Annotated in this window: 22 protein-coding genes; 9 read left to right on the top strand and 13 right to left on the bottom strand. The window is 71.6% G+C overall.

The annotated features are described in order from the left end of the window. Nucleotides 1-24 precede the first annotated feature (24 nt). Nucleotides 25-942, bottom strand: coding sequence for a helix-turn-helix transcriptional regulator (locus AB0Q90_RS33150; RefSeq protein WP_363163502.1), 918 nt, complete (start codon nucleotides 940-942; stop codon nucleotides 25-27). Between the two features lie 165 nt (nucleotides 943-1,107). Between AB0Q90_RS33150 and AB0Q90_RS33145 the strand changes: the two genes are divergently transcribed. Both AB0Q90_RS33145 and AB0Q90_RS33140 read left to right on the top strand, forming a co-directional pair. Continuing rightward, nucleotides 1,108-2,151: an NAD(P)-dependent alcohol dehydrogenase gene (locus AB0Q90_RS33145; RefSeq protein WP_363163503.1), complete on the top strand. Its 1,044-nt coding sequence runs from the start codon at nucleotides 1,108-1,110 to the stop codon at nucleotides 2,149-2,151. 89 nt (nucleotides 2,152-2,240) lie between these two features. After that, on the top strand, nucleotides 2,241-2,771 hold the full coding sequence (locus AB0Q90_RS33140) for a hypothetical protein (protein WP_363163504.1): 531 nt from the start codon (nucleotides 2,241-2,243) through the stop codon (nucleotides 2,769-2,771). Here AB0Q90_RS33140 and AB0Q90_RS33135 read toward each other — a convergent pair. Beyond that, a complete protein-coding gene (locus AB0Q90_RS33135; protein WP_363163505.1) occupies nucleotides 2,768-3,376 on the bottom strand; it encodes a hypothetical protein in 609 nt (202 codons plus the stop codon). The two genes, AB0Q90_RS33140 and AB0Q90_RS33135, sit on opposite strands and share 4 nt — an antisense overlap. Further along, nucleotides 3,373-4,500 (bottom strand): serine hydrolase domain-containing protein, encoded by a 1,128-nt coding sequence (locus AB0Q90_RS33130; protein ID WP_363163506.1) that lies wholly within the window; start codon nucleotides 4,498-4,500, stop codon nucleotides 3,373-3,375. The genes AB0Q90_RS33135 and AB0Q90_RS33130 overlap by 4 nt, the downstream gene beginning before the upstream one ends. A gap of 142 nt (nucleotides 4,501-4,642) precedes the next feature. Between AB0Q90_RS33130 and msrA the strand changes: the two genes are divergently transcribed. Then, a complete protein-coding gene (gene msrA / locus AB0Q90_RS33125) occupies nucleotides 4,643-5,155 on the top strand; it encodes a peptide-methionine (S)-S-oxide reductase MsrA (protein WP_363163507.1) in 513 nt (170 codons plus the stop codon). A gap of 23 nt (nucleotides 5,156-5,178) precedes the next feature. Here msrA and AB0Q90_RS33120 read toward each other — a convergent pair whose 3' ends face one another. Continuing rightward, nucleotides 5,179-6,297: a hypothetical protein gene (locus AB0Q90_RS33120; RefSeq protein ID WP_363163508.1), complete on the bottom strand. Its 1,119-nt coding sequence runs from the start codon at nucleotides 6,295-6,297 to the stop codon at nucleotides 5,179-5,181. A gap of 108 nt (nucleotides 6,298-6,405) precedes the next feature. Between AB0Q90_RS33120 and AB0Q90_RS33115 the strand changes: the two genes are divergently transcribed. Continuing rightward, nucleotides 6,406-7,560 (top strand): cystathionine gamma-synthase, encoded by a 1,155-nt coding sequence (locus tag AB0Q90_RS33115; RefSeq protein ID WP_363163509.1) that lies wholly within the window; start codon nucleotides 6,406-6,408, stop codon nucleotides 7,558-7,560. Between the two features lie 4 nt (nucleotides 7,561-7,564). On the opposite strand, the gene AB0Q90_RS33110 is transcribed toward AB0Q90_RS33115, so the two are convergent. From AB0Q90_RS33110 to AB0Q90_RS33100, 3 genes are all read right to left on the bottom strand, one after another. Further along, nucleotides 7,565-7,813 (bottom strand): hypothetical protein, encoded by a 249-nt coding sequence (locus tag AB0Q90_RS33110; RefSeq protein ID WP_363163510.1) that lies wholly within the window; start codon nucleotides 7,811-7,813, stop codon nucleotides 7,565-7,567. Nucleotides 7,814-7,829: 16 nt separating this feature from the next. Further along, complete coding sequence (locus AB0Q90_RS33105; RefSeq protein WP_363163511.1) at nucleotides 7,830-8,336, bottom strand: sigma factor-like helix-turn-helix DNA-binding protein; 507 nt, start codon at nucleotides 8,334-8,336, stop codon at nucleotides 7,830-7,832. Between the two features lie 125 nt (nucleotides 8,337-8,461). Next, complete coding sequence (locus tag AB0Q90_RS33100) at nucleotides 8,462-8,974, bottom strand: MarR family transcriptional regulator (RefSeq protein ID WP_363163623.1); 513 nt, start codon at nucleotides 8,972-8,974, stop codon at nucleotides 8,462-8,464. Nucleotides 8,975-9,137: 163 nt separating this feature from the next. Here AB0Q90_RS33100 and ilvA point away from each other — a divergent pair, with 163 nt between their 5' ends. From ilvA to AB0Q90_RS33085, 3 genes are all read left to right on the top strand, one after another. After that, nucleotides 9,138-10,367: a threonine ammonia-lyase gene (ilvA, locus tag AB0Q90_RS33095; protein WP_363163512.1), complete on the top strand. Its 1,230-nt coding sequence runs from the start codon at nucleotides 9,138-9,140 to the stop codon at nucleotides 10,365-10,367. Between the two features lie 178 nt (nucleotides 10,368-10,545). Then, entirely contained in the window at nucleotides 10,546-11,559 is a 1,014-nt protein-coding gene (locus tag AB0Q90_RS33090) for an ATP-binding cassette domain-containing protein (RefSeq protein WP_363163513.1), read from the top strand. Continuing rightward, nucleotides 11,556-12,401 (top strand): ABC transporter permease, encoded by an 846-nt coding sequence (locus AB0Q90_RS33085; protein WP_363163514.1) that lies wholly within the window; start codon nucleotides 11,556-11,558, stop codon nucleotides 12,399-12,401. Before AB0Q90_RS33090 ends, AB0Q90_RS33085 begins: the two co-directional genes overlap by 4 nt. 58 nt (nucleotides 12,402-12,459) lie before the next feature. Here the strand turns inward: AB0Q90_RS33085 and greA are convergent, their stop codons facing one another. Together greA and AB0Q90_RS33075 are read right to left on the bottom strand one after the other, a co-directional pair. Next, nucleotides 12,460-12,960 carry a transcription elongation factor GreA gene (greA, locus tag AB0Q90_RS33080; RefSeq protein WP_363163515.1) on the bottom strand — a complete coding sequence of 167 codons (501 nt, stop codon included), beginning with the start codon at nucleotides 12,958-12,960 and terminating at the stop codon, nucleotides 12,460-12,462. A gap of 187 nt (nucleotides 12,961-13,147) precedes the next feature. Then, nucleotides 13,148-13,546, bottom strand: coding sequence for a DUF4307 domain-containing protein (locus AB0Q90_RS33075; protein WP_363163516.1), 399 nt, complete (start codon nucleotides 13,544-13,546; stop codon nucleotides 13,148-13,150). Between the two features lie 140 nt (nucleotides 13,547-13,686). Between AB0Q90_RS33075 and mca the strand changes: the two genes are divergently transcribed. Beyond that, nucleotides 13,687-14,547, top strand: coding sequence for a mycothiol conjugate amidase Mca (gene mca, locus AB0Q90_RS33070; RefSeq protein WP_363163624.1), 861 nt, complete (start codon nucleotides 13,687-13,689; stop codon nucleotides 14,545-14,547). Continuing rightward, a complete protein-coding gene (locus AB0Q90_RS33065) occupies nucleotides 14,540-14,773 on the top strand; it encodes a hypothetical protein (protein ID WP_363163517.1) in 234 nt (77 codons plus the stop codon). The genes mca and AB0Q90_RS33065 overlap by 8 nt, the downstream gene beginning before the upstream one ends. A 2-nt stretch (nucleotides 14,774-14,775) precedes the next feature. On the opposite strand, the gene AB0Q90_RS33060 is transcribed toward AB0Q90_RS33065, so the two are convergent. The 4 genes from AB0Q90_RS33060 to AB0Q90_RS33045 form a co-directional block, all read right to left on the bottom strand. Continuing rightward, entirely contained in the window at nucleotides 14,776-15,756 is a 981-nt protein-coding gene (locus AB0Q90_RS33060; RefSeq protein ID WP_363163518.1) for a hypothetical protein, read from the bottom strand. Beyond that, a complete protein-coding gene (locus AB0Q90_RS33055; protein ID WP_363163519.1) occupies nucleotides 15,753-17,036 on the bottom strand; it encodes a CHAT domain-containing protein in 1,284 nt (427 codons plus the stop codon). The genes AB0Q90_RS33060 and AB0Q90_RS33055 overlap by 4 nt, the downstream gene beginning before the upstream one ends. 2 nt (nucleotides 17,037-17,038) lie before the next feature. Next, complete coding sequence (locus AB0Q90_RS33050; protein WP_363163520.1) at nucleotides 17,039-19,777, bottom strand: NB-ARC domain-containing protein; 2,739 nt, start codon at nucleotides 19,775-19,777, stop codon at nucleotides 17,039-17,041. Nucleotides 19,778-19,879: 102 nt separating this feature from the next. Next, complete coding sequence (locus AB0Q90_RS33045; protein ID WP_363163521.1) at nucleotides 19,880-23,086, bottom strand: tetratricopeptide repeat protein; 3,207 nt, start codon at nucleotides 23,084-23,086, stop codon at nucleotides 19,880-19,882. Nucleotides 23,087-23,106 lie beyond the last annotated feature (20 nt).

The raw sequence follows: 23,106 nt of genomic DNA, 5'->3' as shown, positions 1-23,106 counted from the left end.
GCTTCCCCGGCGGGCAGTTCTCGTTCAGGCCCGGGGAGCCGAGACTCCCGTGCCCGCCCGTGTCGCGTCCGTGCCCCAGCTCGCCAGCAGACGCAGCGCCTCCGCCGACGGCGAGCCCGGTTCGGCGTGGTACGTGATCAGGGCCTGCTCGACGTCGTCGACCAGCTGGAACGTCTCGAAGGACAGGGTCAGTTCGCCGACCAGCGGATGCCTGAGGCGCTTGACGCCGTAACTCTTCTCCTTGACGTCGTGCGTGGCCCACAGCCGCCGGAACTCCTCGCTCTTCACGGAGAGTTCGCCCACCAGCGCCGACAGCCGCGGGTCGTCCGGATGGCAGCCCGCGTCCATCCGCAGATAGCTGACCATGTCCGAGGCCTTCTGGTCCCACTCCACGAACAGCTCGCGGTACTCCGGCCGGAGGAACACCATCCGCGCCCAGTTCCGGTCCTGCGCCGGCAGCTCCGACCAGTCGCCGAACACCGCCGCGGCCATCCGGTTCCACACGAGCACGTCCGAACGGCGGCCCACGATGTACGCGGGCACGGTGTCGATCGTGTCCAGCAGCTGCCGCAGCGCCCCGCGCACCTGCTGGGTGCGCCCGGCCGGCTTCTTCTTGTGCTGCTTCGGCTTCGCCAGATGCGTCAGATGCGCGTGCTCGGCGTCGCTCAGCCGCAGCGCACGGGCGATGGAGTCCAGCACCTCCGCCGACACGTTCCGCCCGTTGCCCTGTTCCAGGCGGGTGTAGTACGCCACCGACACCCCGGCCAGCTGCGCCAGCTCCTCGCGCCGCAGCCCCGGCACCCTGCGGTGCCGCCCGTAGTCCGGCAGCCCCACGTCCTCCGGCTTCAGCCGGGCACGCCGGGTGCGCAGGAACTCACTGAGCTCGGCACGCCGGTCCAGGGCCCGGCCGGCGGCCTGTACGCGTTCGGGCTGTTCGTCCATACGTCCAGTATTCACGGTCGTACGCACACCAGCCTGACCCCGCCAGTAGTAGGCACAGCGAACGTACGCAAAGCCGTGATCTGGGTGAATGCCCGCCGAAGCCGCAGGCTGGAGCCGTGCCCGGCCGGAAGGCAGCCGGGCGCGCAACCCCTGAGGAGACCCGGCATGACCACCGTTGCCGCATACGCCGCACCCGCCGCCAAGGCTCCGCTGGAGCGCACCACCATCGAGCGGCGCGAGGTCGGCGAGTTCGACATCCTGATCGACATCAAGTTCGCCGGAATCTGCCACTCCGACATTCACCAGGCCCGCGAGGGCTGGGGCGAGGCCCTGTTCCCGATGGTCCCCGGCCACGAGATCGCCGGCCTGGTCGCCGAGGTCGGTTCCGGTGTCACCAAGTACCGGGTCGGCGACCGCGTGGGCGTCGGCTGCATGGTCGACTCCTGCCGCGAGTGCGACAACTGCAAGGCCGGTCTGGAGCAGTTCTGCGTCAACGGCAGCATCGGCCCCACCTACAACGCCATCGGCCGTGACGGCACGCCCAACCACGGCGGCTACTCGCAGAAGATCGTCGTGGACGAGAACTACGCCGTCCGCATCCCCGACGGCCTCTCCCTCGACGTGGCGGCCCCGCTGCTGTGCGCCGGCATCACCACGTACTCCCCGCTCAAGCACTGGGGCGCCGCGCCCGGCAAGAAGGTCGCGGTCATCGGCCTCGGCGGCCTCGGCCACATGGGCGTCAAGATCGCGCACGCGCTGGGTGCCGAGGTGACCGTGCTGTCCCAGTCGCTGCGCAAGCAGGACGACGGCCTGAAGCTGGGCGCGGACCACTACTACGCGACGAGCGACCCGAAGACCTTCGAGGAGCTCGCCGGCTCGTTCGACCTGATCCTCTCCACGGTCTCGGCGCCGCTGGACTTCGGCGCGTATCTGTCGCTGGTGAGGACGGGCGGCGCGCTGGTGAACGTCGGCGCCCCCGAGGAGCCGATCTCGCTCAACCTCTTCTCCCTCATCGGCGGCAACAAGACCCTCGCCGGCTCGATGATCGGCGGCATCGCCGAGACCCAGGAAATGCTCGACTTCTGCGCCGAGCACGGGCTGGGCGCCGAGATCGAGCTGATCGCCGCGAGCGAGATCAACGAAGCGTACGAGCGGGTGCTGGCCAGTGACGTCCGGTACCGGTTCGTGATCGATACGGCGACGATCTGAGCGTCAGCGCCTTCGGCGGCCCGTGCGAGACTTCTGCGACCTCGTACACAGGTACGGGTCAGGGGACGCACAGAGGGAACGAACGGCGCATGCGCACCACCAGGACCAGGGCAGCCGGATGGGCGGCGGCCACCGCGATGAGCGCGGTGCTCGCCACCGGATGCGGAGGCGGGAGCGAGCCTGCGGGTTCGGCTTCCGCTTCCGTTTCCGTTTCCGCAGAGTTCGGCAAGAAGACCGTGGAGGCGGACGTCGACGCGGCCGCTGCGGACGCCGGGCTGTCCGGGGAGGCGGAAGGGTCGGCGGGCATGCCCGCGCGGGTGGCCGCCTGCCAGGCAGGCTGGTCGTCCAGCAGCGGGGCGAAGGCCGAACGGCGGCAGTTCGAGGCGCTTCTCGCGGGCCTCGTGGAACGCGGCTGGAAGGAGACCCGGCCGGCCGAGTGGACATCGATGGGCGAGAACGGCTCGATGGCCTCGGCCATGTACAAGAAGCGGGGCTGGACGCTGTACGCCCGCCACCACGAGCTGTCCGTCCTCGGCACGGCCTACCTCATGGCCACCGACGAGGCCTGCTTCAGCCGGCTCAGCGACGAGGATCTGAGGTTCCTGGAGGAGGCTTCCTAGACCGGTTCGCGCCGCGTCCACAGCGTCAGATCACTGCTCGTGGCGACGGCGAGGGTCTGCCCGGAGGGGGAGAAGCCGGCGGCCCGGAATGTGGAGTACTGGGAGTGGAAGACATGCCACCACCCCTCTCCATGCGGCTCGTTGTGGGGCATCCCGCTGCCGTGGGAGAGCAGTACGCGCTCGTGTGGCCACTCCGGTGCGACGACCTCCACCGCCCAGCCGCCTTCGGCGGTGGAGTGCAGCCCGCCGCCGTAGAGCCCCGCGATACGGACCCGGCTGCCGGCGACCGGCCCCAGCCCCGGGCACGTCAGATCGGGGTCCGCGTCGGGGAGGTCGCCCTCGGGATCGGGCTCCCGCTCCCGGGCGATCCGCTCCCCGGTGACGGCGTCGAACAGCCCGTGTCCGTCGTGCGAGACGACCATCACCAGGTCGTGGCCGGTCTCGGGGTGCGTGGCGAACCCGATGCCGACCAGCCCGCCGACCGCGGCGAAGGGCGCCCCGGCCTGGGTCGAGGGCCCGAAGACCGGCCGCCAAGGCTCCGGAGCCGGAAGGACCGGTGCCGCGAGCATCCGGTCGCGCAGCGCCCGCTGATATGCGGTGATCATCCCTGTGCCGGTGCCTTCCCGCCCCGCAGCCCCTGGATCCCGTCGTAAGCCGACATGACGATCTCCAGGCCCCGGGTGTCCTCCGCGGGCTCGCGCATCTGGTTCGTCACGTACGCCACCGCCGTACGCGTGTCCGGCTCGACCATCACCAGCGAGCCGCCCCAGCCGCCCCAGCCGTAGGAACTGCCGAACAGACCGTAGCCGAGGCCGTAGCGCGTCGGCATGCCGAGGACGCGGTCCACGCCGCTGAACTGCTCCTGCCACGCACGCTCACAACCGGCGCGCGACAGCAGCCGCACCCCGCCCACCGTGCCGCCGCAGGCCGCCGCCGACTGGGCGAGGGCGACCGAGCGGGCGTTGCCGAAGCCGCTCGCCGCGGGGATCTCCGCGCGGCGCCAGGCCGTGCTGTTGCCGTCGCGGACCCGGATTCCGGTCGCCGCCGCCGCGTCGGCACCGGGCGCGCTCGCCGCGTAGTCCTCGTCGCGGGACGGGGGCGGCACCGTGAGCGCCACCCGGTCGTCGTGCTCGGCGGACAGCCCGATGTGGAAGTCCGCGCCGAGGGGCCCGGCCACCTCGTCGGCGAAGAACGTACCCAAGCTCCGGCCGGTGATCCGCCGCACGACCTCGCCGACCAGGAAGCCCTGGGTGAGCGAGTGGTACCCGGCGGCGGTACCGGCTTCCCACTGCGGAGCCTGCGCGGCCAGCCGCGCCGTGGCGGTGTCCCAGTCGTAGAGCTGATCCGTCGCGAGCGGCGGATCCCAGTCGGGCAGCCCCGCGGTGTGCGACAGCACATGCCGCACGAGCACCCGCTCCTTGCCGTTCGCCCCGAACTCCGGCCAGTACCGGGCGACCGGCGCGTCCACGTCGAGCTCGCCGCGGTCGGCGAGAACCAGCGCGCACAACGCCGTCATCGTCTTGGTCACCGACCACACGTTGACGATCGTGTCCCGCTCCCACGGGCGGGTCCGGCCCGCGTCGGCGAACCCACCCCAGATGTCCACCACCGGCCGCCCGTCCACGAAGACGGCCACCGATCCGCCGACGTCCCCGCCGTCCAGCAACTCCGCGAGCGCACTCGGCACAGCGGCGAACAGATCATCGTAGGAGCCCTGAATGTCGGCCATGCCTGCCATCTAGCCCATGGGGCTCGACGGGGCGCAACCGAATTCCCGCGACCCGTCGCGTTCACGGAATCGCTCGGAACCCTCGCCTGTTGAGGAGGATGGGCCGGTACCTGACCGAGCCGACAGACATGGGAGGGCCGTGATGGCTGCGCAGACACACAGGGCCGTACTGGCCGGCGGATGCTTCTGGGGCATGGAGGAGCTGATCCGTCGGCTCCCGGGCGTGACCGCGACCCGGGTCGGATACACCGGCGGTGACGTGCCGAACGCGACCTACCGCAACCACGGCACGCACGCGGAGGCCATCGAGATCCTCTTCGACCCCACGAAGACCGACTACCGCACGCTCCTGGAGTTCTTCTTCCAGATCCACGACCCGAGCACCAAGAACCGCCAGGGCAACGACATCGGCCTCAGCTACCGCTCCGCGATCTACTACGTGGACGACGAGCAGAAGCGCATCGCCGAGGACACCATCGCGGACGTGGACGCGTCCGGACTGTGGCCCGGCAAGGTCGTCACCGAGGTGGAGCCGGTCGGCCCCTTCTGGGAGGCCGAACCCGAGCACCAGGACTACCTGCAGCGGTACCCCAACGGCTACACCTGCCACTTCCCGCGCCCGGGGTGGAAGCTGCCCGCGCGCTCGGAGGGCTGACCGCGGGCGCGCAGCCTTCGGGCTCAGTGGGGCAGCGTCGCCGGGCTGCCCCCGTTCGCCTCGTAGCCCGCGACCGCCAGCGCGCGGTAGACCGCGAACTCCGCGGCCGGGTCGGGGGACAGGGTCCAGGGGAGGGCGCCGACATGGCCGTCGACGTGGACCAGCTGGTTCATGGCCTCCGCCCAGCGCTCGGCGCGGACCAGGAAGAAGACCAGCAGATGGCGGACGTGGGCGAGCATCGGGTCGTCCTGGCGGGCGGAGTGGACCGCGTGGAGCGCGCCGTGGATCGCCTTCGTCACGACCTCGCTCTGGTAGAAGCCCATGACCAGGTTGACCTCGGGCAGGTGCTCGAAGACCGCGAAGAGCGGCATCGCGGCGAGAAGGGAGCCCTGCGGGGCGCGGGCCGCCGCGGCCTCCGCGAACGACATCGCCTGCTCGCGCGAGCCGTGCCACTTCTCGCACCAGTAGTGCAGGGCGGCCAGATGGGCGCCCATGTGGGTCGGGGCGCGGTCCAGGATCTTCAGCCAGAGCTGCTCGAACTCCTGCTGGGAGTAGGCCAGTCCGCGGGCCACCGAGAGCTCGACGAGGTACGGGATCGGGTCACCGGGGGCCAGCAGCGCCGCCTCCGCGCACGCCGCCTTCGCCTCCTCCATGATGATCCGGAACTCGTCGGTCCCGGCCGCCGACGTACGCCACGCCTGCTGCACCAGGAACTCCGCGTGCACGGCCGCGCCGCCCGCGTCCTTGGGCTGCTCGGCCCGCCACACCCGCAGCCACTGCCCGCCCGGGGTGTCGCTGACCCCGCCCGGCCGCTGCTGGAGTTCCAGCGAGGCCGCGCCCGCGAAGGCCTGCACCCGCTGCCAGCGCAGCTCGCCCTCCGCCTCGGTGCCGGCGAGGAGCTGCGAGGCCGCCCGGTAGTCCTGGGTGCGCTGCACCAGGTCCAGGACGTCCAGCAGGTCCTGGTCGGGGCCGGGCATGCGGACGTCCAGCTGCTCCTGTCGTACGAACCCGTAGTTCGAGGGGTCCGCGGCGTCCGGGTGGCCCGGCGGGACCTGTTCGATCATGCCCCGCCTGCGTCGCATGAACGGCAGCAGCACGAAGCCGATCATGACGATCGCCATCAGGACCCAGAGAATCTCCATGCCTCAAGCGTTCCAGACGCCGCCGACAATTGGCCAACCCGGGGCCCCGCCCTGTGGATAACTCCGCCGTCCGTCATCAGCGCCGTCGGCGCACTACGCTCGTGACCCATGAGCGACAGGCACATCAGTCAGCACTTCGAGACGCTCGCCATCCATGCGGGCAACACGGCCGACCCCCTCACCGGTGCGGTCGTCCCGCCGATCTACCAGGTGTCCACCTACAAGCAGGACGGTGTCGGCGGTCTGCGCGGCGGCTACGAGTACAGCCGCAGCGCCAACCCCACCAGGACCGCCCTGGAGGAGAACCTCGCCGCCCTGGAGGGCGGTCGTCGCGGCCTCGCGTTCGCGTCCGGACTGGCGGCCGAGGACTGCCTGTTGCGTACGCTGCTCAGCCCCGGCGACCACGTGGTGATCCCCAACGACGCGTACGGCGGCACGTTCCGTCTCTTCGCGAAGGTCGTCGCCCGGTGGGGCGTGGAGTGGTCGGTCGCCGACACCAGCGACCCCTCCGCCGTACGGGCCGCCATCACCCCGAAGACCAAGGTCGTGTGGGTGGAGACCCCCTCCAACCCGCTGCTCGGCATCACCGACATCGCGGCGGTCGCCCAGATCGCCCGGGACGCGGGCGCCCGGCTCGTCGTCGACAACACCTTCGCCACGCCGTACCTGCAGCAGCCGCTGTCGCTCGGCGCGGACGTGGTGGTGCACTCGCTGACCAAGTACATGGGCGGCCACTCCGACGTCGTCGGCGGTGCGCTGATCGTGGGCGACGAGGCCCTGGGCGAGGAACTGGCGTTCCACCAGAACGCGATGGGCGCGGTCGCCGGGCCCTTCGACTCCTGGCTGGTGCTGCGCGGCACCAAGACGCTGTCGGTGCGCATGGACCGGCACAGCGAGAACGCCGTGAAGGTCGCCGACATGCTGTCCCGGCACGCGCGCGTGACGAAGGTGCTCTACCCGGGGCTGCCCGAGCACCCCGGTCACGAGATCGCCGCCAAGCAGATGCGGTCGTTCGGCGGCATGGTCTCCTTCCAGGTCGCCGGCGGCGAGGAGGCGGCCGTCGAGGTCTGCAACCGCGCCAAGGTGTTCACGCTCGGCGAGTCCCTGGGCGGCGTCGAGTCGCTGATCGAGCACCCGGGGCGCATGACGCACGCCTCCGCGGCCGGTTCCGCCCTGGAGGTGCCCGCCGACCTCGTCCGACTCTCGGTGGGCATCGAGAACGTGGAGGACCTGCTGGAGGACCTCCAGCAGGCGCTCGGCTAGGTCGTCACCAGCCCGTGAGCGGTGGAGTCGTCTCCGAGGGCGGCTCCACCCAGGGGCGGGCCAGCAGCGCCCACACGACGAACGCGACGGCCGCGGCGAACATCAGCAGCCACATCAGCCGGCGGGCGAGCGTGCGGCGGCGCAGCATCCGGTTGCCGCGGCGGACGACGTCGGCGTGGAGATCGGGCGGCACCGGGGGCGGTGTCCGCTCCATGATCCGCCGCGCGGCGGCTTCCCGTTCGTTGCGGTTCACGCCTGCCTCCCCGTCCTCATGCCGTCGCCTTCGCCTCGGGCCGTACGACGACCGGCGCAGGTCCCCTCGGCGGGTGCAGCAGGGTTGCCGTAGCGCGGTCGCAGATCGTGCGCACGCGTTCCCGGGGCAGGCCGAGCAGGGCCGCCGTCTGCTCCTCGGCCACCCCCTCGTACAGCCGGAGCACGAGGATCAGGCGTTCCTGCGGGCCGAGGGCGGCCAGGGGGTTGGCGGCGTGCGGGCGGGCCCGGCCGAGGCCGCCGTACTGGTGCCAGGCCGCGCGGGCGAAGCGGGTGGCCAGATACTGGCGGGCGCGGTCGTAGGGGTCCTCGCCGCGCAGCCGGTCCCAGCCCGCGTAGGTGTGGGCGAGGGCGAGGGTCAGCAGGCGTCGCGCGCGCGGGTTGTCGGCCGGTGCCTCCGCCGTGAGCAGCGTGGCGGTGTGCAGCAGCCGGCCGGCCGCGCCCGCGACGAACGCCTCGAACTCCCGGGCCCGGCGGGCACCTTGTGACGCTTGCCGTTCTCGCACCGCGCCTCCCGCCTGAGGGCGACCCCTGAGGTGTCGGATCCCGGCCATGTGCGGGACCCGGTTTCATATGAGGCCAGGGGCGGCCCGGGGTCAAGAGTCGGGCAGCACGCGCGCGTGGGGAACGTTCAGGAGGCGGATGCCGGGGTCGGCTCCGCCCCCTGCAGGCCGTGGGCGGCCATCCTCGTGGAGAGCGCGGTATTGAAGCGCGTGAGGAGCGTGCAGAACGCCTCGCGCTCCTCCGGCGCCCAGTCGTGTGTCAGCTCGGCCATCAACTGACGCCTGGAGGATCGCACTTCCTCCAGCCGGGACAGCCCGCGCGGGGAGAGCTGGAGCACCACGGCCCGCCCGTCCTCGGGGTGGGAGGTGCGCTTGACGAGCCCGGTGTCGACGAGCGGAGCCACCTGCCGGGTGACCGTCGACGAGTCGATCCCCATGCTGGCGGCGAGCGCCTTGACCCCCATGGGGCCTTCCTTGTCCAAGCGGTTGAGCAGCAGGTATGCGGCGCGGTCCATGGAGTTGCGCACCTGCCCGACTCCGCCGAGCCGGGTCTGTTCGGCACGGCGGGCGAACACCGCCACCTCGTGCTGCAGCGTGTCGAGGAGACCGGTGTCACCGACGGTCGACATGTCCATCGACATTCCAGGTGTTGTGGGCATGGCCGGGGGCTCACTTCATGAAGGGGGTGCTGGGTTGGGGGACAGGTTACGCGGCCGGGGGGCGGGCCGTACCGGCGCTGCGCAAACCGGTCTCGGTGGTTGGTCACAGCGCGAGTCCGCGCGTGTGAACTGCGAGACTTGTGTCATGAGCTACCGCAAGGCCGATCTGTTGCCGCTGGTCACTCTCGACGACGTGCGCGGAGCGCAGAAGATGCTCACGGGTGTGGCGCGGGTGACGGCGATGGAGGGCAGCAGGTACCTGTCCCGGCTGGTGGGTGCGCCGGTGCACCTCAAGTGCGAGAACCTCCAGCGGACGGGCTCGTTCAAGCTGCGCGGCGCCTACGTCCGGATCGCGGGGCTGCTGCCGGAGGAGCGGGCCGCGGGCGTGGTGGCGGCGAGCGCCGGCAACCATGCGCAGGGGGTGGCGCTGGCGTCCTCGCTGCTCGGGGTGCGTTCGACGGTGTTCATGCCGAACGGCGCCCCGCTGCCGAAGATCAGCGCGACGCGCGAGTACGGCGCCGAGGTGCGGCTGCACGGTCATGTCGTCGACGAGACGCTGGCCGCCGCGCAGGAGTACGCGGCCAGTACGGGCGCGGTGTTCATCCACCCCTTCGACCACCCGGACGTGATCACGGGTCAGGGCACGGTCGGGCTGGAGATCCTGGAGCAGTGCCCGGAGGTGCGCACGATCGTCCTCGGGATCGGCGGCGGAGGTCTGGCGGCCGGTGTGGCGATCGCGGTGAAGTCGCTCAGGCCCGATGTGCGGATCGTGGGTGTGCAGGCGGCGGGCGCCGCCGCCTATCCGCCCTCGCTGGCGGCCGGGCACCCGGTGTCGATCGAGAACCCGGCGACGATGGCCGACGGCATGAAGGTGGGGCGGCCCGGCGATGTGCCGTTCGAAATCATCGGCGAACTGGTCGACGAGGTGCGTACGGTGACGGAGGACGAGTTGTCCGCCGCGCTGCTGCTGTGCCTGGAGCGGGCCAAGCTGGTCGTCGAGCCGGCCGGGGCGAGCCCGGTCGCGGCGCTGCTGAGCGATCCCGGTGCCTTCGAGGGGCCGGTGGTCGCGGTGCTGTCGGGCGGCAACGTCGACCCGGTGCTGTTGCAGCGCGTGCTGCGGCACGGCATGGCGGCGCAGGGCCGCTACCTGGCCGTACGGCTGCGGCTGACGGACCGGCCGGGTGCGCTGGCGACACTTCTCGGGGTGTTGTCAGTGGTGGACGCCAACGTCCTCGACGTGAGCCATGTACGGACCGATCCGCGGCTCGGGCTCACGGAGGCGGAGGTGGAGCTGCACCTGGAGACGAAGGGTCCGGCGCACTGTGCCGAGGTCAACCAGGCGCTGCGCGAGGCGGGCTACACGGTCATCGACTGAGGTCGCCAAGGTCTCCGTCACTCGTTCGAGCAACTCCATTGAGAGACGCGATACATCGCGTTATGGTGAGAGTCGCGCCACCCGCCTCGTGTCCCCATCGGTTCATGACACCCACCAGGCGGAGCAAAAAGCACAAACCTAGGCTTTCCGAAGAATCCCCGACGACGTGGAGACTCATATGCCAGGCGCCATCCATGCCGAAGGTCTGGTGAAGACCTTCGGCGACGTAAGGGCTCTGGACGGTGTCGACCTCGATGTGCCGGAGGGCACCGTCCTGGGCCTGCTCGGGCCGAACGGCGCGGGCAAGACCACCACCGTCCGCTGTCTGACGACCCTGCTGCGCCCCGACAGCGGCTCGGCCATGGTCGCGGGCGTCGACGTCCTCAAGCATCCCGACGCCGTGCGCCGCTCCATCGGTCTGTCCGGCCAGTTCGCGGCGGTCGACGAATACCTCACCGGCCGCGAGAACCTGCAGATGGTCGGCCAGCTCTACCAGATGCGGGCCAAGGCGGCGAAGGCCCGTGCGGACGAGCTGCTGGAGCAGTTCGACCTCGCCGACGCCGCCGACCGCCCGACCAAGACCTACTCCGGCGGTATGCGCCGCCGCCTCGACCTCGCGGCCGCCCTGGTGGTCTCACCGCCCGTGATGTTCATGGACGAGCCGACGACCGGCCTGGACCCGCGCAACCGCCAGCTGCTGTGGGAGGTCATCAAGCGGCTCGTCTCCGGCGGTACGACGCTGCTGCTGACCACCCAGTACCTGGAGGAGGCCGACCACCTCGCCCACGACATCGCCGTGGTGGACCACGGCCATGTCATCGCCCAGGGCACCTCCGACCAGCTCAAGGCCCGCACCGGCGGCGAGCGCGTCGAGGTCGTGGTGCACGAGCGCGAGCACATCCAGGCCGCCTCGGAGGTGCTGCGCGGTTTCGGCAAGGGCGACACCACGGTCGAGGACCACATGCGCATGCTCACCGTGCCGGTGACCGGCGGTGCCAAGCTCCTCGCCGAGGTCATCCGCGAACTGGACGCCCGCGGCATCGAGATAGACGACATCGGTCTGCGCCGCCCGACCCTCGACGACGTGTTCCTCTCCCTGACGGGACACGTGGCCGAGGCGAAGGACCGGGAGAACGGCAGGACCGCGGACAAGACCGCAGACAAGGACAGCGAGAAGGAGGCCGCCCGATGAGCGCCGTCACCGACGCCGTGCGGGTCCCGGCCCCCGGCAACCCCATCAGCCAGTCCGTCCGTGACTCACTGGTCGTGGCCAAGCGGAATCTGATCCGCATGTCCAGGATCCCGGAGATGGTCATCTTCGGGCTGATCCAGCCCATCATGTTCGTGGTGCTGTTCAGCTACGTCTTCGGCGGCTCCATGAACATCGGCGGCACCACGGACTCCTCCGTGTACCGCGAGTTCCTGATGGCCGGCATCTTCGCCCAGACCGTCACCTTCGCCACCGCAGGAGCGGGCGCGGGCATCGCCGACGACATGCACAAGGGGCTCATCGACCGCTTCCGCTCCCTGCCCATGGCCCGCGGGGCGGTGCTGACCGGGCGGACCCTCGCCGACCTGGTGCAGACGGCGCTCACCCTGTTCGTGCTGGCGATCGTCGCCCTGCTGGTGGGCTGGCGCACCCACACCAGCTTCGGCGAGGTGCTCGGCGCGTTCGGCCTGCTGCTCCTGCTCGGCTACGCCTTCACCTGGGTCGGAGCCCTGATCGGCCTGTCCGTGAGCACCCCCGAGGCCGCCACCTCGGGCGGACTGATCTGGCTCTTCCCGGTCACGTTCATCTCGAACGCGTTCGTGGACTCCAGCCGGATGACGCCGTGGTTGCAGCATGTCGCCGACTGGAACCCGTTCAGCGCCACCGTCCAGGCCTGCCGCGAGCTCTTCGGCAACCCCGGGGTCTCGCCCTCGGACGCCTGGCCGATGCAGCACCCGGTGTGGGCCTCGCTGATCTACTCGGTCCTGATCGTCGTCATCTTCCGGACCCTGGCAGTACGGAAGTACCGCTCGGCGGCGGCATGACGAAGCCCCCGGCGTCGGGTGGACACCGGGGGCAAGTCAAGGGCGTGCGGGGGCGGGCTCAGCCGTTGTACGGCTGGGCCTTCAGGATGCGCACCGAGGCCTTCTTGCCGTTCGGCAGCTCGTACTCCGCGTCCTCGCCGACCTTGTGGCCGATCACACCGGAGCCCAGCGGCGACTGCGGGGAGTAGGTCTCGATGTCGGTGCTCGCGTACTCGCGCGAGGCCAGCAGGAAGGTCATGGTGTCGTCCTCGTCGCCGTCGAAGGCGATCGTCACGACCATGCCGGGGGCCACCGCGCCGTCCGCGGAGGCCTGGGCCTCGCCGACCTGCGCGTTCTCCAGGAGCTGGGTCAGCTGGCGCACACGGAGCTCCTGCTTGCCCTGCTCCTCCTTGGCCGCGTGGTACCCGCCGTTCTCGCGCAGGTCGCCCTCCTCGCGCGCAGCCGCGATCTTGGCGGCGATCTCCGTGCGCGCAGGACCAGTAAGGTACGCAAGCTCGTCCTTGAGCTTGTTGTACGCCTCCTGGGTCAGCCAGGTGACGGACTCGCTGGTCTGGGTCACAGGTGCTCCTCGTCGGTACTGGGAATACAAAGCATCGCCCTACCCAGAAGCATGTTCCTTCACGGATGGGCGAAACCACGAGCCTAACAATTCAACGGCTCCAGGGGGAGGACATAAGCCATCAGAATTACGTCAACGCAGGTCAGGCCCTATGCATTCCGGGTGAATCCGGTCCGTGGCAGCGCCGTCAGTCCGCGTGGCAGCCGAGCAGCTCGGCCGTGGTGCCCGGAGAGGTCGTACGGAGCGTGACGACCTTGTCGATGCGGGTGGCGTCCCCGTCGAAGCGGAAGTCGGCCCGGCCGACCTCGGCGCCGCTCTCCGCCTGGGAGCGGATCGTGCAGTAGCCGGAGGCGCCGGCGTCCTTGCGGACCTCCAGATGGACCTGCACCGCGTCCTTCGAGAAGTCGTACTCGATGATCTCGCCGCTGATCTTGTTCTGGCCGACGTAGTAGTAGGCGAAAAAGCCGAGCACTGCCAGCAGCAATGCCCCGAGGGCGGCACCGGCGACCTTGAGTGTGCGGTCGGCGCGCTCGTCCGAGGAACGGCCGTAACGGCCCTCGGGTGCGCGCGTGCTCGCCGTACTCATGATCGTCCTCTCGATCAGGCCGGGAAGGGCCGGGGAATTATTCGGCTCCCGATTCGGTCACTATAGAAGCCGCCGATCGCACCCGTTCACACCGGGGCGCCGACCACAAGGATTGAGTCTTGACTGACCAGCTGCGACTGATGGCCGTCCACGCGCACCCCGACGACGAGTCGAGCAAGGGCGCGGCCACCATGGCGAAGTACGTGTCCGAGGGGGTGGACGTGCTGGTCGTGACCTGCACGGGCGGGGAGCGCGGCTCCATCCTCAATCCGAAGCTCCAGGGCGACAAGTACATCGAGGAGCACATCCACGAGGTACGCAAGAAGGAGATGGACGAGGCCCGCGAGATCCTCGGCGTCAAGCAGGAGTGGCTCGGCTTCGTCGACTCCGGCCTGCCGGAGGGCGACCCGCTGCCGCCGCTGCCCGAGGGCTGTTTCGCCCTGGAGGACGTCGACAAGGCGGCCGGCGAGCTGGTGCGCAAGATCCGCGCCTTCCGTCCCCAGGTGATCACCACCTACGACGAGAACGGCGGCTACCCGCACCCCGACCACATCATGACCCACAAGATCTCGATGGTGGCGTTCGAGGGCGCGACGGACACCGAGAAGTACCCGGAGAGCGAGTACGGCCCGGCGTACCGGCCGCTGAAGCTCTACTACAACCAGGGCTTCAACCGCCCGCGCACCGAGGCCCTGCACCACGCGATGCTGGACCGCGGCCTGGACTCGCCCTACGGGGAGTGGCTCAAGCGCTGGGACGAGTTCCAGCGGGCCGACCGCACGCTGACCACGCACATTCCGTGCGCCGAGTTCTACGAGATCCGCGACAAGGCCCTGATCGCGCACGCCACGCAGATCGACCCCGACGGCGGCTGGTTCAAGGTCCCGATGGAGCTCCAGAAGGAGGTCTGGCCGACGGAGGAGTACGAGCTGGCGAAGTCCCTCGTCGATACGTCCCTCCCCGAGGACGACCTCTTCGCGGGCATCCGCGACAATGCCTGACATGAGCGCAAGCGCACACCTGGCAATGACGCAGCTGGCCACCCTCGCCAAGGAGGTCGACGAGGACAAGGTCACCCCCGGTGTCCTCGGCTTCATCGTCTTCGCGGTGATGGCACTGGCCGTGTGGGGCCTGATGAAGTCGATGAACAAGCACATGGGCAAGGTCTCCTTCCCGGAGACCCCGGACCCGAAGGCGGACGCCCCCGGCGATCCCGCCAAGGGCTGACCTCAGCGGGCCCGGTCCGCCAGTGACAGCAGCAGGTGCGCCGACTCCGGCCGTATGTGGTCGGAGTGTGCGCCGGACCAGCCGCGCCGGCGGACGAACACGTCCGAGGCGTCGACACTGACGAACCGGTGGTCGAGGACGTCGTGCGGATACGGCTCCCCCGGCCCCCGCATCCGGATCCCGGAGACCGGCGCGGGCGCGGTCCCGATGCCCGCATGGCCGATGCCCGCCCGCTTCTCGGCACGCACATGCCAGAAGCCGGCGGCGAGGTCGGCCTGTGCATACGTCGCCACGACCGGGCCGTGCAGCGGGGCCGCGTCGAGGGCGGGGAACAGCGTCGCGAACGCGTCGCGCGGCGCGGCCATCTGGAACAGCAGCATCGAGTCCGCGGTGAACGGCCGGTCCGGCGGCCGGGGCATGCTCCAGCCGAGGGTGGCCGTGTCGTCCTCGGCCGCCCACTGCACCGCCTCGCACAGGACGCGGCACCCGAAGGAGTGCCCGACCAGGTGCAGATACTGCCCCTCGCGGTTGGCGAGCACCTCGGGCGCGGCCGGGTCGGCCCGCGCCGCGTCCAGATAACCCAGCACCTGCCCGAGGACCCGGCCCGCGTGCCCGTGCGTACTCAGCGCGTGCGCCCGGTCGCGCATCCTGCGGTACTCGCCCATGCTGCGCCGCGTCCCCGAGGGCCAGCACACCAGCACCGTCCACGGCCGCCACTCCACCAGCCCGGGGTACAGCTCCCGCTGCCGCCGGTACTGCTCGGCGGCCAGCGCCACCAGGCCCTCGGCCATCGTGCGGGCGTCACCGGGCGGGGTGCGCCAGCCGTGCGCGTACACCAGCACGTCGGTGGCCCAGTCGGGCGGCGTCAGCTCCTCCGCGCAGTGGTCGAGCAGCCGGTCGGCGGGCACGGGACGCGGACCGCCGGCGGTCTCCTCCAGCAGCCGGCCGTCCGGGCCCAGGTGGACGACGTGCACCTCGTTCATACGGCGGCCCGTTCCAGGCGGGTGTCCATGCCGTGGTGCAGCGCGTAGGCGAAGCCCAGCGGGTTGTGCAGGACGTCGGCGAAGTGCCGGGCGACGGCGTGGGCGATGCAGCCCGCCGTCTCGGTGCCGTTCAGATAGCGGCCGAGGAACTCCAGCGCGTACTCGGCCGCGAAGGCCTGCGGCATCTCGATCTGCGGCCCCAGCACGCCCCGCGCACCCGCGTCGATCAGCGCGAGGCTGAGGAACTTGTGGTCGCCGCCGCCCTCGGGCACCCCGGCATGGCAGGCGTTGAGCACGACGAACGGCTGGAACGGGCTCTCGTCGCCGAAACGGCGCCTCCGGTCCCGTACCGTCTGGGCGTCGATGGTCTTGTTGTCGGTCAGCCGCAGGGCGAGGGAGGCGGGCTGCGAGCCGTTGTCGACGAAGTGGCCGTGGCACCAGAAGTACATCAACTGCTCGTTGAGGTCGGCCTGTTCCAGCGCCCTGACCAGTTCGCGATGGGTGGTGCGCTCCACGAACCGGGTGTTCTTCCGGAGCACGGCCGCGGCCTCCGCGGCCCGGGTACGGCCGTGGCGGTCGACCCGGGTGTCGTGGTTCAGGCTGACGGCGGGCTCCTCGGGGGCCTCGCGCAGCCCCACGAGCCAGGGGTAGGCGCCGCCGGTCTGCTCGATCTGGTGGCGGTGGCCGAGGAAGCGCTCGAACCGGAACGGATCTTCCGCGGATTCGAGGTTCCGCAGCACGTCGTACGGCTCCGGGCACACCATCGGCCACGGAACGTGCAGATCCGAGTCGAAACGGACGCGCAGCCCCTCGCGCCCGCTGAGCGCCTCGACCAGATAGTCACGAAAGCGTTCGACGCGCGCGTTGGTGCCACCCAGGAGGGTGCCGTGGAGGAACTCCGAGCCACACATGGCCAGTTCGTCGACGATCTCCTGCAACTCCTCGGTGGGGCGCGTGCGCAGGTCCACGAGGGAGGCGTACGGGGCCTGGGGGCCTTCGTCGTCGCCCACCGGCTGGTAACCGACGAAGTGCTCCTTCCACTGCCGGCACAGCCGGGCCGCTGCCGCCCGTACGTCGGCCGGGCGCACCGCGAGGTCGACGCGGTGCTCGGTGCCGTGCAGCGAGGGCACGGCCGGGCCGTAGAGGCGTGCCCGGATCCGGTCCTCGCCCAGGCTGTCCAGGCACACGGTGACGTCCGGGCCGTGGGCCAGCCGGTCGGGGAGGGTGGTGAAGCCGCGGCTCGGGTCCTGCACGACGTGCACATGGAGTTCCGTGGGCATGGCTACCGTCCGTGGTGCGTGACGGCGTGCGGCGCCGCGTGGCTGCCCGGCTGGTCACTGTCGAGGATGTCGAGTTCCGTCTCCACCTGCTGCAGGACCGTCCCGGTGCGTTCGAGGGCGATGGTGAACCGGATGCGGTGCGTTCCGGTGCGGTGCGGGGTGAAGTCGAACTCGGCTCCGTGATCGTCCTGTTGGGAGGGGCGCAGAAGGGCGGAGGCGGGTTCGACAGAGGCGCGGGTGAGGGGGAGGGCGGTGGCGGACAGCCAGGGTGTCCCCTCGGTACCGGCGGTCCAGGGGTGGCCCGGCTCCGGTGCGACGCGCAGGAGAAGGCGGGCGGTCGTCCCGGCGGTGGGGGACTCGTCGAGGAGGGTGATGCGGACGCGGCAGCGTGGGCCGTTCGGGCCGGCGACGCCCATGAGGTCCGAGGGCGGCGCGTCGGTGACCGTCAGGTCGCGGGCGTGAAAGGGGATGGGGTGGCCGTAGAGGGGGCCACCGGCTTCGCAGAACTCCACGATCTCCCGCAGGATTTCGTCCCGGTCCGGCAGCTCGTGCGGCAGGATGCCGGCGAGGGCGCGGAGGTCCGGCCGTGCCGGAGGGTCGCTCCGTACGGCCTGCACGGCGGCGGCCCAGGCGAGGCCGCGTACGTCGCCCAGGGCACGGAACTCGGACTCCGCCGCCTGCACGAGGGGCTCCGGGGCGGGTGAGCGTGCCGCGAGCTCCAGGCTCGTCCAGGCGATGCCGAACCGGCAGCCCGTGGCGAGGAACTCGGCGTGGACCAGCTCCCACGCCTGCCTGTCGCCGTCAGGGTCCCCGCGCAGTACGTATAAGTCCCGGTACCTGAGCAACGCGAGCCGGTGGCGAACCCAGGACGAGCCCACCGCGTCCTGGCAGCGGACGAACAGTTGGTCGGCCCTGACCAGATACTCCTGCGCCGTCACGAACCGGCCCTGCACGGCGTGGGTGAGCCCCCGATAGAACTCGGCCCAGGCCAGACCGCGGATGTCCTCGGCCTTCGAGTGGGCCATGGCCACCCGCTCGGCACGCTCGTCCACGTCGACCGACGAGATGACGCGCAGCCGCTCGGTGGCCACCCAGTTGCGGCCCCGGACGTCTCCGACGGCGCCCAGTATCTCCTCGGCCTGCCCGAGCAGTTCCTCGGCCTCCAGGGCCCAGCCGCGCGCCAGGTATGTGCGCGCGAGATGCAGCAGCGCCCAGCCGTGGCCTCGACGGCACGAGAACCTGCGGTGCTGTTCGACGGCGATCCGCAGCAGCCGCTCGGCGCCCCGCGCATCGCCCTGGTCGCTCAGCACGGCCCCGCGCACGAGCAGATGCCATGCCCCCTGGGGGCCCGTCGCCGGCTCGTCACTCAGCGCGGCCAAGGCGGCCTGCAACCGCCCCGTCTGCTGATCCACTTCGGCCCGTTCCAGGACGGCGGACGAGCTGTCGTCTCCGGCAAGCAGCCCTCGCGCGAGCTCCGGCAGGCCGACGTCGCGCGCCAGCGCGGCCAGCGCCCGGGATACGGAGGGGCGCTGCCACCTGCGCTGGAGCCACACGAGCCGGTGGGCGTCACCGAGGACGGAGAGGACGGGAGCAAGCGCGTCCGCGATCTGTCCACGTTGGCGCAACGGGGTCTGCTTGTCGGCGAGAAGGTTCATGAACTCGTCGACGTACGCGGCGATCTGCGGGAGAGCGAGCTGATCCAAGGGCTGGATCCCCGGCAACGACGGCCGCTCCCTGCCGTCCAGGAGACATGCCGTGCCCTGAAGGGTGCGCCCGGCGGCCTCGGCCAGTACCTGCCGCGCGGGGAGGTCGGGGTGCGGGCGGCGGCGTACCGCTTCGGCCACCGGCGCCGGCAGGCAGTGCTGCTCAGGCCCGTTCCACCGCTGCACCAACTGCCGTTTCAGCAGACCGCTGAGCGCCGCGCCCGCGTCGAGCGGAGGCGAGTGCAGCTGGATCAGCGAACGGACCGTGCGGACGGTGAAGGGGGCGTCCGACCCCCGCAGCGCGAGGAGCGTCAGCACGCGGAACTCGTCGGAGGTGCAGTCGTCCAGGGCGAGAGCGACCAGTTCGTCCGGCCCTCTCACCTCGGTCTGCGGCCCCTGCCGCCTGTCGCGAGCCAGTGCCCCCGCGACGCGGGCGAGGCACGGCAGCCCCCGCGCTGCTGTCGTCAACTGCTCCAGGAATTCCGAGTCCTCCCTGGTGTAGGCCGCGGCGACCACAAAGGCGTCCGCGGACTTCAGCGGCCGGACCTCGTGCAGATGGGCGTTCCTGGCCCAGCCCGCCCCCTGGCGGGTGGTGACGATCACCGTTAGCCGAGGGTGTTTCCGTAACGCGTCGAGCAGAGGGCGGGCGGCCGACGGCCGCACGCCGTCCAGGACCAGGGCGCGACCACTGAGGACCCGGACGCACTGTCGGCGCAGTTCCCGGCTGAACGACGAGCGACCCTTCGTGGCCGCCCGCACGATGGAGTCGCGGGGCGCCCCGCACTCGGCGAGGAGCCGGAGCAGGACCTGCTCGACGTCCACGGTGTCGCCGAGCGTGAGCCAGTGCACCGGAGCATTCAGGTTCCGGGCCACCATGGCGGCGAGCGCGGACTTGCCGACACCGGCCAGCCCGTGCAGGACGAGCGGTTCGGGACGATCCGTGGACAGCTTCAGCAGCAGCTCGGGCACTTCCCAGCCCCGCCCGACGAGCCCGCCATGGGCCGGCGGTTCCGTCGGCTCACGCAGATCACGCTCCACCGGACCTCCCCCGCACCCGGGCCACGTACGCGCCTACGCCACCCACGTTCCCAGCCCCGAGCCCCGCCCGTCAGCGAAACCCACGACAATCAGCACCCGGTCTTACCCCCGCCCCGCCGCGGCCACCGCCACCCCCATCACCTCCCGCGCATGCCGGTTCGGCACCATCCCCAGTCGCCAGGCCTGCCAGCCTGCCTCCAGGTTGACGCCCCGCTCCAGCAGCAGCTGGTACGCGCCGACGTACTCCTCCAGCTTCTCGTCGCGTGCCCCGTGGCCGCTGCGGGCCAGCTGGGCCAGCTCCTCCTGGGCCACGGCCGTACCGACGTCCACGCCGCCCGGGGCCGCGTACGGCAGGAGGGTGCAGCGCAGGAAGCGGGCCCAGTCCTCGCCGCGGCGGTCGCCGTAGGAGGTGAAGAGGCCGATGGCCTCGTCGCAGAGGGTCAGTGCCTGCTGCGTGCGGGTGTTGCCCGCGTCGACGACCGCCAGTTCCAGGCAGGTCCAGGCCTCGCCGTGGGCGACGCCGATGCGCTGGAAGTCGGCGCGGGCGTCGACCAGGAGCTGGCGGGCGAAGCCGGAGTTGCGGAGCGAGCCCGTCTGGGCGGCCCGCTGGTCGCGGGTCGCGCGGGCCGAGTGGTGGCGGGCGCAGGCCAGGCCGTAGACGTCCCGGATGCGGGAGAACATCGTGCGGGAGCGTTCCAGTTCGCGGACCGCGAGGTCCAGGTTGCCGGTCTCCTCCAGGGCCTGGCCCAGGTAGTAGACCGTCCAGGCCTCGCCGCGGGCGTCCTCGTTGTCGCGGTGCCGGGAGGCGGCCTGGCGCAGGCCGTCGACCGCGGGGGAGGGGTCGCCGGCGACCAGGCGGGCGCGGGCCAGCTGGGTCAGCGCCCAGGCCTCGCCGCGGGCGTCGCGGGTACGGCCGTAGAGGTCGAGGGCCGTGCGCAGTTCCTGTTCCGCGCGCGGGACATCGCCCATGCGCAGGCCCAATTGGCCCAGTTGGAAGTGGGCCCAGGCCTCGCCGTGCACGGAGCCGCCCGCGCGGTGCAGCTCAAGGGAACGGTTCAGCAGGTCCATCGCCTCCGACAGACGCGAGCGGTCGCGCTCCACCGCGGCCAGGGCGTGCATCGTCCAGGCGCGGTCCGTGGCCAGCTGGGGCGCCTCCTGGAGGTCGAGGGCCTCACGGAGCTTCCGCTCGGCCTCCGTGAGCTGGCCCTGGTGGTGCAGGGTGATGCCGAGGGAACACAGGGCGCGGGCCGCCCCCGCGTCGTGATGCGCCTCCATGTACAGGTCGACCACCGAGGCAAGCGTCGTACGCGCCTTGTCCAGCTCGCCGAGCTGACGTGCCGCGATGCCCGTGCGCCACTGCACCGACCGCATCAGCAGGCCCTGGTCCACGGCCTGGGCGAGCTCGCTGATCTCACCCAGCCGGTACAGGTCGCCGCGCAGCAGGCAGTAGTCGCACAGCGCGCCCAGCAGCTCCAGCACCGCCGCCTGGTTCACGCCCTCCGCCTGCCGCAGCGCCGCGGTGATGAAGCTCGACTCGTCGTCCAGCCAGCGCAGCGCCTCGTCCAGGGAGGTGAAGCCGTGCGGGCTGAACCGGTCCGAGCGGGTCGACATGTTGCCGTCGACCAGGCGCAGCACCGAGTCGGCGAGATCGGCGTAGTTGACGATCAGCCGCTCCTGCGCCGCCGCGCGCTCGGCCGGCTCCTCCTCGTCGAGAAGGCGGGCGTGGGCGAAGGCGCGGACCAGGTCGTGCAGCCGGTAGCGGCTGCCGCGGACGTGGTCGATCAGGCCCGCGTCGGCCAGCGCGACCAGATGGCGGGTGGCCTCCGCCTCGTCCGTCGCCAGCAGCGCGGCGGCGGCCGCGGCGCCCAGCGAGGCCCGCCCGGCCAGCGCCAGCCGGCGCAGCAGCCGCCGGGCCGGCTCCGACTGGTCGGTGTAGCGCAGCCACAGCGCCCGCTCCACCGGCTCCACAGGGCCGTAGGCGCCCAGGTCGGAGGCGAGCCGGCGCGGGGAGCGCGGGCCCAGCGACGAGCCCGCGATCCGCAGCGCCAGCGGCAGTCCGCCGCACAACTGACGGATCTCGTCGGCGGATTCGGCGTCGTAGGGACCCGAGGCGTCCTGCGCGGCCGCGCCCAGCAGCTCCTCGGCGCCCGCCTCCTCCATCGGCTCCACCGGCAGCCGGTGCACCCAGGCCGCGAGATCGGCCGGCAGGTCGAGCGGGCCCCGGGCGGTGACCAGGACCAGGCTGTCGGAGCGCTCGGGCACGAGCGTGCGGACCTGCTCCGGATCGGAGGCGTCGTCGAGGACGACCGCCACCGGCAACCCGGTCAGATGCTGGTGGTACAGCTCGCTGAGCCGCTTGACCTGCTGGTCGGGGGAGGAACGCTCACGGAACAGCAGTTGCTCCCGGGGAGCGCCCAGCCGGTTCAGCAGGTGCAGCAGGGCGTCCCGGGTGGACAGCGGCGGCTCCTCCCCGCTGTCGCCCCGCAGATCGACGACGCACGCGCCGCGGAACTGGTCCCGCAGATCATGCGCGGCCCGCACCGCGAGCGCCGTACGGCCGCTGCCGGGCGCCCCGTGCAGCACCACGACCGTCGGCCGGGTCTCGGTGCTCGCACGCGCCGCCTGCACCCACTGCCCGATCCGCGCCAGCTCCTGGCGCCGGCCCGCGAACGGCTCCTCCGGCTCCGGGAGCTGACCGAACGACTGCTCCAGCACACTGCGCCCACGGGCCGCCGCGCTCTTGTCGGTGCCACGCAACTGCGGCCCCGGCGTCTTGGGCCCGGTGGACGCGCTCAGCACCCGCTGCTGATCCAGGAAGGGGCGGATCCCGCGCACCTCCAGCGCCGTCAGCCACTGCAGCCGCAACTGCTCCGGACCGCCCGGCTGGCCGACGGCCCCCGCCCGGTGGTGCGCGGCTGGCAGATGCACCCCGGCCACCTTCACCACCGTCGCCGCCGCGCCGACGACACCCACGGTCACGCCCGCGCCCACCGCCGTCCCCGCCCCCGTACCGAGCGCCAGGTCGGCCACCACGGCGGCCATCCCCGCAACGCCCGCCACCAGCAGCGGAGTCCCGCCGCCCTCGCGCGCGTAGCGCTGCCCGAAGGTGAGCCGCCCCGCCTCCGCCTCGTCGACCGCCCGCGTGTACGCCTCGTACTCCTCGGCCGCCGAGTGCGCCATGGCGTCCAGCGCCCCCCGCGCCCGCGACAGCAGCACACCCCCGTCGATACGCCCACCGGACCGGCGTACCTCCTCCTCCACGGCCCGGGCCAACAGCCTCTCGGCCTCCGCCCGATGGCTGTCACGCATGTCACGTCCCCCTCCGGCGG

Source organism: Streptomyces sp. NPDC079141, assembly GCF_040686775.1.
Taxonomy (GTDB): Bacteria; Actinomycetota; Actinomycetes; order Streptomycetales; family Streptomycetaceae; genus Streptomyces.
The sequence above is the reverse complement of the archived record's forward strand: the minus strand, read 5'-3'. Positions and strand labels throughout refer to the sequence as shown.